Raw genomic sequence first — 15,325 nt, 5'->3', positions numbered from 1 at the left:
CACAGCCGCCGACGCGAGCCGGAGGCGAGTCCGAAGGATGAAAATCGCTATCAGCGATTTTCACAATCCCTCCCTCTCCGGTCGCCCGTAGGGCGACGAGTTAAGTTACAATTTGCGATCTTGTTGGAGAGGTGTCCGAGCGGTCGAAGGAGCGCGCCTGGAAAGCGCGTGTGCGGTAACCCCGTACCGAGGGTTCGACCGGCGGCACAGCCGCCGACGCGAGCCGGAGGCGAGTCCGAAGGATGAAAATCGCTATCAGCGATTTTCACAATCCCTCCCTCTCCGGCCGCCCGTAGGGCAACGAGTTAAGGTACAATCTGCGATCTTGTTGGAGAGGTGTCCGAGCGGTCGAAGGAGCGCGCCTGGAAAGCGCGTGTGCGGTAACCCCGTACCGAGGGTTCGAATCCCTCCCTCTCCGCCAGCAATGGTGGCCCGTGTCGGTGCCCCCGCGACGATATGCCGTTAATCCCGTCAGGCCCGGAAGGGAGCAGCGGTAGCGGCGGATTCGGGCGCCGGGGTGTCGCTGGCGCGGGCCACCTCCCTTACTTGAAGATGCGCCGATTGGCGGCGATAGTCGCTGTCATGACATCTGGCGTATATTCTTTGCCTTTGACGCGCTTGGCTATCCGAGCCGGCACGGCACGATCCTCGAAACGGCAACGCGCATGAGCTTTCAGGCACTGGCCCGAACCTGGCGCCCGCGGCGCTTCGATCAACTCGTCGGCCAAGAGCATGTGGTGCGCGCGCTCACCCATGCACTCGATGGCGACAAGCTCCATCACGCCTTGTTGTTTTCCGGCACCCGTGGTGTGGGTAAAACAACGCTGGCGCGCATCATCGCCAAATGTTTGAACTGCGAGCGCGGCATCAGCGCGACGCCGTGTGTCGGCGAAGGCGCCTGTGCGACCTGTCGCGAAATCGATGAAGGTCGCTATGTCGATCTGATCGAAGTCGATGCCGCTTCCCGAACCGGTGTCGATGACACGCGCGAGCTGATGGACAACGTGCAGTATGCGCCGACGCGCGGGCGCACCAAGGTGTATCTCATTGACGAGGTGCACATGTTGACCAAACACTCGTTCAACGCCTTGTTGAAGACGCTAGAGGAGCCGCCGCCACGCGTCCAGTTTCTTTTAGCGACGACCGAGCCCGAAAAGATTCCGGTCACGATTCTGTCGCGCTGCCTGCAGTTTCCATTGAAACGCTTGTCGACAATACGCATCGGCCAACGCCTCCGTCATATCGTGGATGCCGAAACGCTGACTGCGGACGATGAAGCTCTGACCGAGATTGCGCGCGCGGCCGATGGCAGCATGCGCGACGGATTGTCACTCCTGGATCAGGCAGTAGCGTTCGGCGGTGGCCAGCTCGACGTGGACAACGTCCGCGATATGCTCGGCACCATCGGCGAAGCCCGGGTTGCAGAACTGGTCGATGCCGTGATCGAAGCCCGCGCGACCGATGCTCTGGCTGCGTTGGAGGCCTTGTATGCCCAGGGTATCGACATGCGCTATCTGCTCGATGCCATGGCAACCGCGTGGCAACACATGGCAACGATCCATGTTGTGGGCGGCCCGGTTGACGATGTCGGTGAGCGGTGGCAAGCTAGTGCGGCACGCCTGGATCCGACGCTTACCCAGGTTTTTTACGATATTACGGTCACAGCCGTCCGGGATTATGCATACGCCCCCGATCCCCTGATCGCCTTACGTATGTGCGTCCTTCGAATGCTCGCGTTCGCACCCGGCGCCATGACAGCCGAGCCCAATGAGTCCATAGCGGGTGCGTCTGACAACGCGTCAACCGTGTCTTCATCCGACGCGCCGCCGAACTCGCAGGCCAGGCCGGCGGCATCAGAAGATACGGCCACAGCGGCGCCTCGCGCCTCGAGCGCGCGCGAGGCCATGGCCGAAGCACGGGCCAAACTTTCGGGAACGCCGGCCGAGCGAGGCCGCGACGCGGCGCCGTCTGGCACCGAGACAGAAAAAAAAACACCGATAGCCGCGCCTGAACCCGGGCCAGCAGACGCGTTGCGCCAAGCTGAAGACCGCGTGGAGCCAACCGACGAAACAGAGCCAGCGGTTTCAACAGAGCCAACACCGACGGCTGAAGCGTCGCAGCCGGATGAGTCTGCTGCAGAATCGTCGACAGCCCCGATGGATGCCTCGCTTGCTCAAGAGCCGGCGCCGGCTGCTCCGAAAACGCCGAATGTTTCAACGCTGGGCCGCAATGACGGCGCACCGTGCATAACGCCAGCGAGCGAAGACGACGAAGCCCTACCTGATAGCACGGCGCCTGACGCCGATCATCCCGAAGACTGGCACGCGCTGGTCGCCAGGCTCGCCGTCAGCGGATTCACGGCACAGCTGGCGCATAATGCGACCTGTCGGCACTGGCAGGATGGCGTGATCGAGCTGGAGATCGGACGCGCGCACGCCCTGTTGGTGACCGATGACACCAAGCAGAAGTTACAAGACGCGTTGGCGGATCACCTATCGGGCGAAAAGACGCCAACGCTCAAGGTTCACGTCGTCGATGCGCTGACTGATACGCCGGCACAACGGCTAGAGGCAGATGCCGACAAACACCAACAGGACGCGGTTGCATCTATCGAAAACGACCCGATTGTCCAACAGTTGCGCGATCGATTGGGCGCGCAGCTGCGTACCGAAACCATCAAACCGAATCGTCGTTTGGCGACGACCCAACAGCGAGATGCACCATGAAAGGCTCTATCGGCAAAATGATGCAGCAGGCGCAAGCCATGCAGGGCAAGATGGAAGAAGCACAGAAAGAGCTTGCCCGCATGGAAGTCACGGGCGAAGCCGGCGCCGGCATGGTCAAGGTCACGATGACCGGCAAACACGAAGTGAAAAACGTTCAGATCGATCCCAGCGCCTTGGAAGAGGACGCCGAGTTTCTTGAAGATCTGATTGCAGCCGCTATCAACGATGCGGTGCAGCACGTCGAGTCGGCCAGTAAGGAAAAGATGTCCGATATGACCGGCGGCATGGATCTGCCCGAGGGCATGAAATTCCCGTTCTAAGCTGGCAGTCGCGCTTGACTCGCGTTCGACGTAGCACTTGAACTGCCCATGGCGTTTTCTCCTGCACTGGCCCGGCTGATTGATGCGTTCCGCGTGCTGCCCGGCGTGGGCGCCAAAAGCGCGCAGCGTATGGCGTTCCATCTGTTACAGGGCGAGCGTGCCGGTGGCGCGAAGCTTGCAACGGCTTTGGCAGAGGCGGTCGAGCATATCCAGCACTGCCAGCGCTGCCGTATGTTCACCGAAAGTGACTATTGCGAGATCTGTCGCAACGAGCGAAGAGATGCCACCCGCGTATGCGTGGTTGAGTCGCCGGCAGACGTCATGGCGCTTGAACAAAACACCGATTTCCGTGGGCACTATTTCGTACTGATGGGGCGTCTTTCGCCGATTGACGGCATTGGCCCGGAAGAGCTCGGGCTGAACATTCTGCGCGCTCGATTAGCCGATGGCCCGGTCGAAGAACTTATCCTGGCTGTTGGCGCCACCGTCGAAGGCGAGGCCACAGCGCAATACGTGGCCGAGTTGGCTGAGCGCTACGGCGCCAGTGTGACCCGTATCGCGCAAGGCGTACCGGTCGGCGGCGAACTTGAGTACGTCGACGCTGGGACGCTCAGCCAGGCATTCAGCGGGCGGCGCCCGCTGTGAGCGTGATCTGCGCCTTGATCGAATCAGGCGCCGAGGTTTTGGGTTAACGAGTCGAGGCAAGTAAAACCGGCTTGAAATCCAGTCACTTAAACGCTCGGCGCGGCGGCCATCTTCAGAGTTACTCGAGAAGCGCGTCGATCCTGGCCGCGCTGATGAAATCATTATCCGATAGCCCGCCGATCGCGTGGGTCGTGTAGCTGACCGTCGCCTGGTTGTAGCCAAACGTAATATCTGGATGATGATCCTCGCGGTGGGCGATGAATGCCACCGCGTTGACGAACGCCTGTGTTCGGTAATAGTTCTTGAATTTGAACGCTCCCTCCAGACGCGCGTTGTCGACGACGGCCCACGAGTCCGAGAGCTGCGCCATTCGAGATTCGATTGCCGCGGCATCCAGTGTCGGCGTATCGGCATTACAGCTTTCGCAATGTTTTTTGCTTAGATCGGTCATGGCAACTCCGGTAATTGGGCGTGTATCGCGTGTTTTGAATCAATGGCGTGCCATCGCGCTTTCGCCATGGCATCTTGGTTCTTGTCTACGCACAATAACGATTTATCAAGGCCACATCGACGTATGAGCCAAGCCGAAAACAACCTGATCTGGATCGACCTCGAAATGACCGGGCTGAACCCAGAGACAGATCGCATCATCGAGATCGCAACGGTCGTCACCGATCCGAACCTGCGCGTACTGGCCGAGGGCCCGGTGCTTGCCGTGCACCAGGATAAGGCCCGTCTGGACGCCATGGACGCCTGGAACACCCGCCAGCACAACGGTTCCGGCCTCGTTGATCGCGTGCTGGCCTCGTCGGTCGATGAACAAGCGGCACAGGCCCAGACGATTTCGTTTCTGGAGCAATACGTCCCGGCCGGTTGCTCACCAATGTGTGGCAACAGCATCTGCCAGGATCGGCGTTTCCTGGCGCGCTACATGCCAAAGCTGGAAGCCTATTTTCATTATCGTCATCTGGATGTGAGTACGCTGAAAGAGCTGGCGCGCCGCTGGGCGCCCGAAGTGGCCCGCGGCTTTTCCAAACAATCCAGCCACCTCGCGATGGACGATATCAAGGACTCGATCGAAGAGCTGTCTTATTATCGGGGAACGATGCTCAAGATCTAAGCCGCTGACGCAAGAGCGAGCCTTTGCGGCGCGGCATCGAGTGAATCAATCGTCACCCATCGCTCGATGCCGGCCTTGGCCGCCAGCTGCATAGCTGCGCCGGCGCGTGGGGCACGCCGGACAACATCAGTTCTTGACCTGCTCGAACGCTTCCAAGGCTTCACGTCGCGATGCCTTGAGATCGACGACAGGCTTTGGGTAGGTTTTGCCCAGCACAACACCGGCAGCTTCGAGTGCTTTATCAGGCGCGTTCCACGGCTCCTGAAGGTGCTTGTTCGAAAGTTCGGCCAATTCGGGCACCCAGCGACGAACATAGTCGCCGTTCTTGTCAAAGCGCTCGCCCTGGCGTGCCGGGTTGAATATACGAAAGAAGGGCGCGGCATCGGCCCCGCAGCCGGCTGCCCACTGCCAGCCTAGCGTGTTGTTGCCAAGATCGGCATCAAACAGCGTATCCCAGAACCATCGCTCGCCGTGTTGCCAGGCGATACGCAGGTTCTTGGTTAAAAAAGACGCCACCGTCATGCGCAAGCGGTTGTGCATATACCCGGTAGCATACAATTCACGCATCCCCGCATCGACCATCGGAATCCCGGTCATGCCGGCTTTCCAGTCGTCAAACGCAGTATCCGGTGTTTCCCATGGAAAGGCCTTGAATCGATCGTCCAACGGCTCATCGGGTGTGTCGGGAAAATGATAGAGCACGTGGCGAGAGAATTCGCGCCAACCGATTTCACTTTGAAAACTCTGAATATGCTCATGGATCGCGCCGCCAGATTGTTCGCTTAGCCATTCCTCGGCCCGGTGCATCACCTGAAACGGGCTGATTTCGCCCCAATGCAGGTGGGGGGAAAGGTAGGACGTGCCGTGTACGGCGGGGCGGTCCCGATCGTTGTCGTAATTATCGACCGTGTCTTCCAGAAACGTTTCTAGACGCGCCTGTGCGCCGTCCTCGCCCGGCGTCCAGTGCTCCAGAATTGTTGTGGTCCAATCCTTGGCCGGGCGCAGGCCCAGATCAGCAAGATCGCATGAGCCGATGCGTGACCAGACCGCCGGTAGCTGGCTCGGCCGCGCTTTGGGTTGGCGAATCGAGCGCTCGCTGATCGTTCTCCAGAACGGTGTGAATACCTTGTAGGGCTTGCCGGCTTGTGTTTCCACCGTCCACGGCTCGTGCAATAGATCCGCCTGGAAATGACGAACCTCCAGTTCCGGGTATGCCTGGCCCAGATGCGACTCGATATCGGCGTCGCGCCGCACCAGGCCTGGCTCGTATAACCGGTTCCAGAACACCGCGCCAGCGCCTGACTCGTCGATCAGGTCGTCCAGCGTGGACTGCGTCGGCCCCTGGCGAATGACGAGTCTCGAGCCGATTGCTTCGAGCGCATCGGCAAGAGCAGCCAGCGATTCATGCTGCCAGACACGCTGCGCGCCGCCCGGCGCCCAATCACCTTCTTCATCAGGTGCATGGATGAACACAGGAATGATCCCGTCGAAATCGCCGTCAACGGCCGCGCGAAGCGCAGGATTGTCTGCCAGGCGAAAATCCCGGCGGAACCAGACGATCGCTCGTTGTTTCATATGCGCTCCTGCGCGTTGATACGTCGTTTCAGCTCACGGGCCTGTGCTCGGATCTGCGTCATCAAGGCTTCGTCGGCCTGCTTCTTTTCGATGTTCTTCACCTGAAACACCATGCGTTGATTGCCCTTGAACGCGTCGAGATTACGATCCAGAAAATCCCAGTACAGCGTGGTCACAGGGCAGGCATCATCGCCCGTCGCATGCTTGTAATTGAACCGGCAATTCTTGCAGTAGTTGCTCATCTTGTTGGTGTAATTGCCTGATGCGCAATACGGTTTTGTACCTAGAATGCCGCCGTCGGCGTACTGACTCATGCCCAGCGTATTCGGCAACGACACCCAATCAACGGCATCCAGATACATCGCCATATGCCAGTCGTTGAACGCTTTCGGATGAACACCGGCATTCAGCGCAAACAGGCCCAACACCATCAGGCGCTGGATATGATGGGCATACCCGTTGCCTAGGACGTTCTTCATGGCATCGGCCACACAGGCCATGTCGGTATCGCCGTCCCAATAGAACTTAGGCACTGGCAGGTCGGCCCGTAGTGCGTTGCGTTGGCCGTAGCCCGGCATCTCGCGCCAGTACACGCCGCGCACGAACTCGCGCCAGCCCAGAATCTGGCGTACGAAACCCTCGACGCTGTTGATTGGCGCCTTGCCGTCTTGATAGGCCGCCACGGCAGCATCCACGCATTCGCGGGGCGAAATCAGATGCAGGTTGAGCACGGCCGAAAGTCGCGCGTGATAGGCAAACTGCAAGTCAGTCCAGAGCGCATCCTGGTAAGCGCCGAACTTTGCCAGGCGATTGTCGATGAAGTCGCGCAGGGCCGTAAGTGCCTCTCCACGCGTAACGGGCATGTCAAAACCATGACAAGTGCCCGGGTGGTCCGCGAACCGTGCCTCAACAATCTCAATGACTTCGCGCGTAATCGCGTCGGGCCGAAAGCCGCGAACATCGGGTGTCTCGCCGGGGCCCGCCTTGCCAAACGTCTCTCGGTTCTGTTTGTCGAAGTTCCATGCATCGCCGACCGGGTCGTCACCATCCATCAAGACATCGAACCGGCGTCGCATCTCGCGATAAAAGCCCTCGAGCAAGAGTGAGTTCCGGCCGTCAGCCCACTCATCAAAGGTGTCTAGAGAGCAGTAGAAATGCCGATCCGGGCGGACCTGCAAGGATAGGTCGTGTGCGGCAGCACAGTCCGTGATCATCTGCTGTACCCGATGATCGCCGCACTCGGTCATGACGAGCCGCGTGGGCCGGGCATAATTGATCTCGGCCGACAGAATATCGGCGAAGGTCTTGCCGCTGTCGTGACGCGCATCGGCCTGCAGAGCGTGGTAATGCACCGTCTTGCCGCTATCGATCAGCGCATCGCGGTAGTGACGCATGGCCGCAAAAAACATGACCAACCGCTGCTGCTGGCTCCAGACGTGCGTGGCCTCGTTTTCGTTCTCCGCCATCCAGACCGTGTCGCTGTCTGGATCAAAATCGTCCAGCGCCGATAAATCAGGCGCCAACTGATCACCCAGCACCAGCACCAGGTTTCTTCGTTCGCTCATCGTGATGTCGAGCTTGTGTTTGTTCTAAGCCTACGCGAATGCATCCGGATATAGCGGCAGTCCGGTTTGATACCGCTGTTCATTGCCGACTCACTCAATGGCGTACACAATTCGATGCCCGCTGGGGTGTTAAAGGCGCCAACAGCATAAACATCTTCGAACGAGGGCAGCGTGAGCGACATCAAAAGCGATAACATCGTCTGGCACCAAGGCTCGGTAGACCGTAAACGTCGCGAGGCAATAAACCGCCACCGCGGGCTGACCATCTGGTTTACCGGGTTATCGGGCTCGGGCAAGTCCACGCTTTCCGTCGCCCTGGAAGAACGCCTCACCGGTATGGGGTGTAGGACCTATCGGCTTGACGGCGATAACATCCGCACCGGTCTCAACCGCGATCTGGCGTTCTCGCCGGATGACCGGATCGAGAATATTCGGCGTATTGGCGAGGTGGCCAGCCTGTTTCGCGACGCCGGCATCATCAACCTCACGGCTTTCATTTCACCCTACCGGCGCGACCGGGAAATGGCCCGAGCCCTGGCCGACGAACACGACTTTGTCGAAGTGTTTGTAGACGCGCCCTTGGAGCTCTGCGAACAACGTGATCCCAAAGGCCTCTACGCCAAGGCGCGTTCGGGCGCAATCCCCAACTTTACGGGCATCAGCGCACCGTACGAACCGCCCGAACAACCTGAAGTGCATCTTGATACCGGTACGAACAGTCTTTCAGTCTGCGTAGATCAACTGGTGGCCTTCCTGGTCCGTAACGGCTATCTCGAGCAGTCCTTAATAGCAGCCGCCGGGCAAACGTTTGAAACAGGCGCTTAAAGTGATGTTTGTTGGCACCCGCGGCCAGGGCGATATGCTAAGGTCCGCACCGTTCCAATTCGCAAGCAGTCCTACTATGCGATCTGTCCGTCTGATCATGATCAGCGTCTGCGCCTGCACGCTGACTGCCTGTGCCACCTTTGGTTTTGGCGGAAACCAGGCGGGCGTGCGGATCGTGGGTAAGCAAAAATATTGTGGTTCGGCGTCTCAATCGTCAGAGGTACATTATTTTGCCTCCCAGGCAGGGTTTGATAACTGGGTGAACTTTCGCGATCTGGGCAACTGGCACGAAACCGTGCGAACGCCAGGGCTAATGGTCGTTGAAATGGGCCAGCGTCCAACCGGCGGCTACAAGCTCACGCTGGATAACAAGCAGACCCAATTGAAAGACAACGTGCTTACCGTAGGTTTTAACTGGAACGCGCCGCGGATCGACGCGGCCGTAAGTCAGGCCATGACTACCCAGTGTGTCGCGGTGGCGCTGCCGAAGCGCAGCTATAAGCAGGTCAAGGTGCTTGACCAGCTCGGTAATGCCCGCGGCTCTTTTGAAGTCCAGCGTTAACGCCTGAATTACTGTATGTCGTTTAACAATATTCTATGCGTGTGTACCGGTAATATCTGTCGAAGCCCACTGGCCGAAGGTCTACTACGACAAGCGCTGCCGCATGCGGCCGTGAGCTCGGCCGGCATCAGCGCCGTAGGGGGCGGCACTATGCCACAAGAAGCTCAGGCCATTGCCGACCGGGAGGGGCTGGCGCTGGCGGGGCATCGCGGCTGTCAGATCACAAGCCCTATCGTGAATAATGCCGACGTCATTCTGGTGATGGAGAAAGGGCAACGTGACTGGATTGTCGAGCGGTTTCCACAAGCACGTGGCCGCGTATTCCTCTTAAGTCATTGGTCGGACGGCCGCGATACGGCCGATCCGTTTCGTCGCTCCCAGGAATTTTTCGAAACGATCTTTGCTGAAATCAATAGCTATACAGCGCAATGGGCACAGCGCCTGGGCGCACCGGCCAGTGCATGAGCGATAACAGTCATAAGAACGGCCCGTTGGGGCGAAAATTCGGGGGCAACGTGACCACGCAAAAAAAACGTCAGTGTGCAGCAACGCCAGCGTTGGCGCTCTGTCTGGTACTGGCAGCCCTAGGTGGCTGCGCATTGCCGGGCTATGACGCCGGCTCATTCACGGATCATTGGTACAGCTTTGGCGACGACAAGGCGTCGACATATGAAGACGATCTCTCGCACCAGCGCGATATCGATTATGAGCCGAGCGTGGTACAAATCACCCCCGGGCTGATCTCTCATCTAAAGCGGATCAAAAGTCAGAAAACTCTGCCGCAAGACGTCAAGTCGCTCACCGGCGGCCGGGTGTCAGGCAATTACGAAGTTGGCGTGGGTGATATCTTGCAGGTCGTGGTGTTCGGTCACCCGGAACTCACGAATCCCGGCGGCGGAAGCGGGGGGGGCAGCGGGGGTAGTAGTCGGCAAAGCGGTCAGGTTGATACCTCTGGCCAGCTCGTAAATGCTCAAGGCAAAATCTACTTTCCTTATGTAGGGCAAATTCAGGCCGCTAACCGGACGCTTACGGAAATCCGCCAGAGCCTTCGCGACGGGTTGGGCGAATATATTCGTCAGCCGCAGGTGGATGTGCGCGTTCGTCAATACCGAAGCCAGCGAGTCTATATATCCGGCGACATCGACCGGCCCTGTACCGTGCCAATTACGGATATCGACTTGACGGTGGTGCAGGCCCTGGATGCCTGTAGTTCGCTATCCAGCAAACAGGGCGGCGGCACCGGTGTTCGCAATATTCGTCTTATTCGCAATCAGCAATCCACGCTCATCGATCTTAACCAGGTCTATGCAGAAGGGCTGGATATCCCTCTCCAGTCGTCTGATCGATTGTTGGTAGACGACACAGCGAATCGTGTCTTCATGGTGGGTGAGTTCGACCAGCAGACCTCATTGCCGTACGCCGTTGGCGGTCTGTCGCTGAGCGACGCACTGGCCACAGTTGGCGGCGTTGATCTCGCGACGGCAGATACCAGCAAGATCGCGGTGATACGAGGGTTTGTCAACGGCCACGATTTTGATCAGGGCGGCGTCCAGACGTCCACCCATCCCAAGATCTATACGCTGGATATGAGTACCCCAACGGGGTTGTTGCTAGCAAACCAGTTCCGGTTACAGCCACGCGATGTCGTATTCGCACCGCCGGCTAGCTTCGTCAACTTCAACCGGGCGCTGGCGCTTATCTTGCCATCCATCAACGCAATCACGTCGAGCTATCTGCTGTACGACCGTGTCGGTAACTAATCGGGCGACCTTTGAGCACTCAAGAAATAAATAACCAGTCGCCCTCCAGCTCTGAAGAGCGTGAGATTGATCTGCGTGAATACTTCGGCATATTGCTCGACGGATGGCGTTGGATTGCACTAGCGGCCGTTATCGGGCTTTTTGCGGCTATTTATTTGGCATGGTCGCAAGCGCCGCAGTATCAGGCGCAGGCGCTGATGCAGGTCGAGTCGGCTCAGCAAAATATGGCCCCACAAGCGTTTTCCGAGGCCGCTGCGGGTTTGCAAGGCAAGGGAGCGGTGAGTGCCGAAGGCGCGATCCTGAAATCGCGTTCGGTCGTGAGCAAAGCCGTCAGCGCAGAAAATTTGGCAGTTCGTGTCACGCCCCGATATATGCCGGTGATCGGTGAGCAAATCGCTCGTCTTTACAGCTCTTTTTTTGACGGTCGCTGGTCGTTGCCTTTTGCCAACAGGTTCGCTTGGGGCAATGAGTCCGCGACTGTGACCCGCGTCGAGCTCCCCACGGGGGCAAGCAGTGCTTCATTTGTGCTGAAAGCTAAGTCTCGTGGCAGCTTCGAGTTGTATTCAAAAGACGGCCAAAAGTTTGGGACCGGCACGTTGGGAGAACCTGTTGATGCCATGCTGCCCGGCGTCGGCAAGGTAAGTCTGTTTGTTCAGGCCCTGAATGCCGAAGATGGCACGGAATTCTCTGTAGCGGCACTTAGCATGCCGGCTGCAGTTGGCAGCCTGCAAAGCCGGATAACGGTCACCGAGCAGCCACAAGGCTCGGGGCTTCTATCGATACGGTTGACTGCCGGCTCACCGGCAGCTGCCGAGCGCCAGCTCAACGCCGTGATGAGCGCTTACTTAGAGCGCAGCGTAGCCAATCAATCACAACAAGCCCAACAAAGGCTGTCCTTTCTCAAAGAACAGCTCCCGGAAATCAAGAAAGAGCGCGACCAGGCACAAGCCAAGCTGGCGCGATACCAGTCACGCACAGGCACTCTGGACTTGAGCGCCCAGGCGCAAGCCACACTCAACCAGATAAGCAGCATCGACGAACAAATAGCGACCGTGGAGCTTGAGCGTCAACAGCTATTGCAGGAATACACGCCGAAGGCGCCACAGGTACAGGCCACGGTAGAGAAGAAAGCTTCGTTACAACGTCGTAGTAAACAGCTGGAGCAAGAGCTTAAGAAACTCCCGGCTAGCGAGTCCGAATTTCTGGAGTTGAAACGGGACGTTGAAGTCGCTAATCAGCTTTACACGCAGCTCCTAAACACATCGCAGGGCTTGCAAGTGTCCAAGGCGGGCATTACGAGCGTGACGCATATTATCGACTCGGCGTACGCGCCCACGGGGAAGATTGCACCGAAACGTGCGATCACATTGTTCGTCGGGATCTTGGGAGGAGCTGTATTTGGTATGCTGATCGTCTTGGCTCGGGCACTGCTGCGCCAAACTCTGGAAGACCCGGACACGGTTGAACGTGAATACGGCCTGTCGGTGTATGCCACGGTGCCTTACTCTGCGATAGAGGCTGGATACAAGTCAGGAAAAGGTCGTCGGAAACATCTCCTGGCTATTGACCATCCGAATGACACAGCAGTCGAAAGCTTGCGAAGTTTTCGTACGAGCCTTCAATTTGCTGGCTTGCCGACGGGCGGCCGGGCGATTGGCATTACCGGGCCTAGCCCGGCTTGCGGTAAAAGCTTTGTGTCATCGAACTTGGCGGCACTACTTGCCCAATCGGGCCATAGCGTGTTGCTCGTCGATGGTGATCTGCGAAAAGGCGTTTTATATCAGACGCTTGGTCTTTCGCAAGGCCCCGGTTTATCAGAAGTGCTAAGCGGGCACGCAAAAGCGGGCAGCGTGATACAGGAGTTTGCACAGCAGTCGGAAGGGGCCTTCAACGTTCTTACGACAGGAAAAAGACCGCCAAACCCTTCGGAACTCCTGTTAAATAGTGGCCTAAAAAGCCTGGTCGAGAACGCAACATCTGAATACGACTACGTAATATTCGATTTGCCACCCGTACTTAACGTAACGGATGCAAACATTGTTGCCGCAAATTTGTCGGCTACGTTCCTTACAGTGCGAAGCGACCATAGTACCGGTAGCGAAGTTGATCAGGCCATCCGTCGGTTCGAACGAGACGGGCTGAAAATAACCGGTGCGATATTTAACGGTCTTCGGTTGGATCGTCATCGCTATGGCTATGGCAAATACAGTTATTACGGATATCGTTACTCGTAGTGGCTGAATCTACCGCGGTCGAAGTTCGTCCTAGCTCTGCTGCAGAAAAAACTCGTTGAGCTTCTACGTAGATTGCGTCAATTCCGATGTTTAATTTCGAGTTTATATTTTAATGTTTCGCTCCATTCGCCAAGTTCTTACTTTATTTTCTGCTGAGGATCGACGCCGTTTTTTGGTTGTCCTCTTCGCTATGTTCGTGATGGGCGGCATGCAGATGATTGGCGTTGGCGCAATACTGCCATTTGTTTCGTTACTCTCCGATCCATCTGCGATCCACGAGCACGCTGTTCTTGAGTTTCTTTTCGTCACGGGAGGCTTCACTTCAGCCCATACCTTCTTGGTTTTTGTTGGTGTAGCGCTGCTTGTTATTTTGGTTGGAAGCAACGTTGTAACGGCCCTTACATTGTGGGTGGTAACTCGCTTCGCCTGGAGTATCCAGCGTCGGATTTCAGAACGCTTGTTGGCCGGCTATTTGAACCAACCGTACGAGCAATTCCTGAATCGTAACTCGGCGGACATAGGTAAGAATATTCTTATTGAGTCTCAGCAGTTTACGAACGGTATTCTGATGCCGCTGCTCAAGTCGCTCGGATTCGGACTGACCGCGACAATGATCATCGGTTTTTTGTTCTGGCTTCAACCGTTGCTAGCCGCAGTTGTCTGCGTGGTTTTCGTTTCAGCCTACTTTCTTGTTTATCTGACGGTTCGTCGTGCGCTTTTAAGAATTGGTCGACGGCGTTTAGCGGCGAACACCACGCGGTTTCAAGCCGTCAATGAGGCGTTTGGCAGCGTTAAAGAAGTCAAGGTAATGCGTCGCGAGCCGCATTTTCTGGCGTCGTATAATCCGGCTGCACAGACGTACGCATTGACTATGGCGAATAGCCAGGTCCTGGCATTAATACCTCGATACTTCATAGAAGCCCTGGCGTTTGCGGTCGTGATGGGCGGCATGTTGTATGTGCTGGTAGCGGGCGGCTCCGTGAAAGATGCGTTGCCTGTCGCTAGCGCTTTTGTTGTTGCGGGCTACCGGCTCTTGCCCGCTCTGCAAAATATTTACCAGGGATTTGCGCAATGGCGCTTCAATCAGTCGGTGCTCGACACACTGCTCACTGACTTGAAGGCCACTCGGAACGTGAGTCCGCGGCCGAAGGGTCAGGATCTGTCGCCAGTCGAGGCAGACAGGCTTAAATTCCAAGATGTCATCCAGCTCAAGCACATGAGCTATCAGTACCCCCGCTCGGATCGCCCATCGCTAGCTAATATTTCCATAGAAATCCGTCGAAACACTTTCGTGGCTTTAACCGGGTCAACAGGTGCGGGCAAGACGACTCTGGCAGATATCGTGCTTGGCCTGCTCGAGCCAACGTCGGGACAGGTACTCATCGACGGCGTGCCGTTGGACGCGACGACCAGATCAGCCTGGCAAGCTAACCTGGGGTACGTGCCACAGGACATATATCTGACCGACAGCAGCATTGCAGGCAATATCGCGTACGGTCTGGCGCCAGACCAAATAGATATGGTGGCCGTAGAGCGCGCAGCCAAAATAGCGAATATTCACGACTTCATCGTAGATAAGTTGCCAGAGGGGTATAGGACGTCCGTTGGGGAGCGCGGTGTGCGGCTCTCTGGGGGGCAGCGTCAGCGCATCGGTATCGCGCGCGCGCTGTACCACGACCCAGCAGTAATCGTGCTGGATGAGGCTACATCGGCGCTCGATAACGAGACCGAGCGCCGCATTGTCAACGAGCTGGACTCCATGCGTGGCGGTCGCACGCTTATCGTTATCGCCCACCGATTGACTACTGTGCAGAAGTGTCACGAGGTTTTTCTGCTCGGCGATGGGAAGGTAGTTGCTAATGGCACGTACGACGAGCTGGTGGCCGGTAACAGAGAGTTTGCGCAACTCGCGCAAACTGAATAGCTGCACTGTTCCACACCGGATCAATTCGGACCTTTTACGGCCCGCAGTGCAAGTAGACGACTTTAAATC

Annotated in this window: 14 protein-coding genes, 1 tRNA gene and 1 other RNA gene; 12 read left to right on the top strand and 4 right to left on the bottom strand. The window is 57.5% G+C overall.

What is annotated here, in order from left to right; genetic code table 11:
* The first annotated feature begins 330 nt into the window (after positions 1-330).
* Positions 331-421, top strand: a tRNA-Ser gene (locus SAJA_RS11285).
* 14 nt (positions 422-435) lie between these two features.
* Positions 436-532, top strand: an RNA gene (ffs, locus tag SAJA_RS11280) — signal recognition particle sRNA small type.
* Positions 533-542: 10 nt separating this feature from the next.
* On the opposite strand, the gene SAJA_RS15160 is transcribed toward ffs, so the two are convergent.
* Positions 543-734 carry a hypothetical protein gene (locus tag SAJA_RS15160; protein ID WP_184999863.1) on the bottom strand — a complete coding sequence of 64 codons (192 nt, stop codon included), beginning with the start codon at positions 732-734 and terminating at the stop codon, positions 543-545.
* Here SAJA_RS15160 and dnaX point away from each other — a divergent pair.
* From dnaX to recR, 3 genes are read left to right on the top strand one after another with little or no spacing between them, the layout of a single operon-like run.
* A complete protein-coding gene (dnaX, locus tag SAJA_RS11275) occupies positions 666-2,726 on the top strand; it encodes a DNA polymerase III subunit gamma/tau (protein WP_123658782.1) in 2,061 nt (686 codons plus the stop codon). The two genes, SAJA_RS15160 and dnaX, sit on opposite strands and share 69 nt — an antisense overlap.
* Entirely contained in the window at positions 2,723-3,046 is a 324-nt protein-coding gene (locus SAJA_RS11270) for a YbaB/EbfC family nucleoid-associated protein (protein WP_123658781.1), read from the top strand. Before dnaX ends, SAJA_RS11270 begins: the two co-directional genes overlap by 4 nt.
* Before the next feature lie 48 nt (positions 3,047-3,094).
* Entirely contained in the window at positions 3,095-3,691 is a 597-nt protein-coding gene (recR, locus tag SAJA_RS11265) for a recombination mediator RecR (RefSeq protein WP_123658780.1), read from the top strand.
* Positions 3,692-3,809: 118 nt separating this feature from the next.
* On the opposite strand, the gene SAJA_RS11260 is transcribed toward recR, so the two are convergent.
* A complete protein-coding gene (locus SAJA_RS11260; RefSeq protein WP_123658779.1) occupies positions 3,810-4,142 on the bottom strand; it encodes a 4a-hydroxytetrahydrobiopterin dehydratase in 333 nt (110 codons plus the stop codon).
* Between the two features lie 123 nt (positions 4,143-4,265).
* Here SAJA_RS11260 and orn point away from each other — a divergent pair, with 123 nt between their 5' ends.
* Positions 4,266-4,811 (top strand): oligoribonuclease, encoded by a 546-nt coding sequence (gene orn, locus SAJA_RS11255; RefSeq protein WP_123658778.1) that lies wholly within the window; start codon positions 4,266-4,268, stop codon positions 4,809-4,811.
* 126 nt (positions 4,812-4,937) lie between these two features.
* Here the strand turns inward: orn and SAJA_RS11250 are convergent, their stop codons facing one another.
* Both SAJA_RS11250 and SAJA_RS11245 read right to left on the bottom strand, forming a co-directional pair.
* Entirely contained in the window at positions 4,938-6,386 is a 1,449-nt protein-coding gene (locus SAJA_RS11250; protein ID WP_123658777.1) for a cryptochrome/photolyase family protein, read from the bottom strand.
* Complete coding sequence (locus SAJA_RS11245) at positions 6,383-7,951, bottom strand: cryptochrome/photolyase family protein (protein ID WP_123658776.1); 1,569 nt, start codon at positions 7,949-7,951, stop codon at positions 6,383-6,385. The genes SAJA_RS11250 and SAJA_RS11245 overlap by 4 nt, the downstream gene beginning before the upstream one ends.
* 171 nt (positions 7,952-8,122) lie before the next feature.
* Between SAJA_RS11245 and cysC the strand changes: the two genes are divergently transcribed.
* The 6 genes from cysC (at position 8,123) to SAJA_RS11215 (ending at position 15,256) form a co-directional block, all read left to right on the top strand.
* The gene (cysC, locus tag SAJA_RS11240; RefSeq protein ID WP_123658775.1) at positions 8,123-8,776 is read left to right on the top strand and encodes an adenylyl-sulfate kinase; all 654 of its coding nucleotides are present in this window, start codon (positions 8,123-8,125) and stop codon (positions 8,774-8,776) included.
* Positions 8,760-9,338, top strand: coding sequence for a protease complex subunit PrcB family protein (locus SAJA_RS11235; RefSeq protein ID WP_123658774.1), 579 nt, complete (start codon positions 8,760-8,762; stop codon positions 9,336-9,338). Before cysC ends, SAJA_RS11235 begins: the two co-directional genes overlap by 17 nt.
* 15 nt (positions 9,339-9,353) lie before the next feature.
* Entirely contained in the window at positions 9,354-9,803 is a 450-nt protein-coding gene (locus SAJA_RS11230) for a low molecular weight protein-tyrosine-phosphatase (protein ID WP_123658773.1), read from the top strand.
* Entirely contained in the window at positions 9,800-11,098 is a 1,299-nt protein-coding gene (locus tag SAJA_RS11225; RefSeq protein WP_184999861.1) for a polysaccharide biosynthesis/export family protein, read from the top strand. The genes SAJA_RS11230 and SAJA_RS11225 overlap by 4 nt, the downstream gene beginning before the upstream one ends.
* 11 nt (positions 11,099-11,109) lie before the next feature.
* Positions 11,110-13,332 (top strand): polysaccharide biosynthesis tyrosine autokinase, encoded by a 2,223-nt coding sequence (locus tag SAJA_RS11220; RefSeq protein ID WP_123658771.1) that lies wholly within the window; start codon positions 11,110-11,112, stop codon positions 13,330-13,332.
* 112 nt (positions 13,333-13,444) lie between these two features.
* A complete protein-coding gene (locus tag SAJA_RS11215) occupies positions 13,445-15,256 on the top strand; it encodes an ABC transporter ATP-binding protein (protein WP_123658770.1) in 1,812 nt (603 codons plus the stop codon).
* The last annotated feature ends 69 nt before the right edge of the window (positions 15,257-15,325 follow it).

Origin of the sequence: Salinisphaera japonica YTM-1 (assembly GCF_003788585.1) — a bacterium.
Lineage (GTDB): Bacteria > Pseudomonadota > Gammaproteobacteria > Nevskiales > Salinisphaeraceae > Salinisphaera > Salinisphaera japonica.
The sequence above is the reverse complement of the archived record's forward strand: the minus strand, read 5'-3'. Positions and strand labels throughout refer to the sequence as shown.

What these genes read in the sequence shown, in the direction of transcription:
- dnaX (WP_123658782.1), top strand. Translation starts at nt 666, where the DNA reads ATGAGCTTTCAGGCACTGGCCCGAACCTGGCGCCCGCGGCGCTTCGAT.
- SAJA_RS15160 (WP_184999863.1), bottom strand. Translation starts at nt 734, where the DNA reads ATGCTCTTGGCCGACGAGTTGATCGAAGCGCCGCGGGCGCCAGGTTCG.
- SAJA_RS11270 (WP_123658781.1), top strand. Translation starts at nt 2,723, where the DNA reads ATGAAAGGCTCTATCGGCAAAATGATGCAGCAGGCGCAAGCCATGCAG.
- recR (WP_123658780.1), top strand. Translation starts at nt 3,095, where the DNA reads ATGGCGTTTTCTCCTGCACTGGCCCGGCTGATTGATGCGTTCCGCGTG.
- SAJA_RS11260 (WP_123658779.1), bottom strand. Translation starts at nt 4,142, where the DNA reads ATGACCGATCTAAGCAAAAAACATTGCGAAAGCTGTAATGCCGATACG.
- orn (WP_123658778.1), top strand. Translation starts at nt 4,266, where the DNA reads ATGAGCCAAGCCGAAAACAACCTGATCTGGATCGACCTCGAAATGACC.
- SAJA_RS11250 (WP_123658777.1), bottom strand. Translation starts at nt 6,386, where the DNA reads ATGAAACAACGAGCGATCGTCTGGTTCCGCCGGGATTTTCGCCTGGCA.
- SAJA_RS11245 (WP_123658776.1), bottom strand. Translation starts at nt 7,951, where the DNA reads ATGAGCGAACGAAGAAACCTGGTGCTGGTGCTGGGTGATCAGTTGGCG.
- SAJA_RS11230 (WP_123658773.1), top strand. Translation starts at nt 9,354, where the DNA reads ATGTCGTTTAACAATATTCTATGCGTGTGTACCGGTAATATCTGTCGA.
- SAJA_RS11225 (WP_184999861.1), top strand. Translation starts at nt 9,800, where the DNA reads ATGAGCGATAACAGTCATAAGAACGGCCCGTTGGGGCGAAAATTCGGG.
- SAJA_RS11215 (WP_123658770.1), top strand. Translation starts at nt 13,445, where the DNA reads ATGTTTCGCTCCATTCGCCAAGTTCTTACTTTATTTTCTGCTGAGGAT.